Consider the following 573-nt stretch of genomic DNA (forward strand, 5'->3'; position numbering starts at 1 on the left):
GTCGAGGTCCTCAGGATGATGAATCAAGGACGGTTGATGGAAAGGGCGTGATGCCGGGCTATCCCTCCGCAACCTCCTGGAGCCGCAGCTCTTTGATGGATCGAAGGGTCGAGGCGACGAGCCGGGACCTCCTCCGGTCGCGACGCAGCGCCGCGACCAAGCGACCCGTCCGCGACCGGGCAGCCGCCAGGGCTCGGTGGAGGGCCGCGGCCTCTTCGAGCGCGGACGCGACGCCGGCCGGGCCACCCCCGCCGTCCCCCGGCGCGGTCATCGATGCGGGATCGCCCACGGCGGATGCCGTTCCCTTCTTCTCGGCACGGTCCGCGACGGAGGGCTCGACGACCACGGCGTCGTCGGACGGGCCGATCGCCGACTCCTTCGACAGCGGCTGCCAGGCGAACCACCTGAGGCCGTCGCGGCAGAGCGCGGGGGCGTCCGGCCCGAAGAGGCGGACCTCGTCGAAGCCGAGGCGTAGCGCCCGCGCCAGATACTCGCGGTTCGTGTGCAGCCGGACGGGCTCGCCCGAATAGCGGGAGCGGGCCAGGACCAGCTCGGTCGGCGGCCCCCCGCCGG

The 573-nt window shown here is 73.1% G+C and carries 1 pseudogene; it reads right to left on the bottom strand.

The annotated features are described in order from the left end of the window. Positions 1 to 58: 58 nt before the first annotated feature. Positions 59 to 573, bottom strand: a pseudogene (locus tag G6O68_RS32035) (hypothetical protein); the annotation flags it as partial.

This window comes from Paludisphaera soli, assembly GCF_011064595.1.
In the GTDB taxonomy this organism is placed as follows: Bacteria; Planctomycetota; Planctomycetia; order Isosphaerales; family Isosphaeraceae; genus Paludisphaera; species Paludisphaera soli.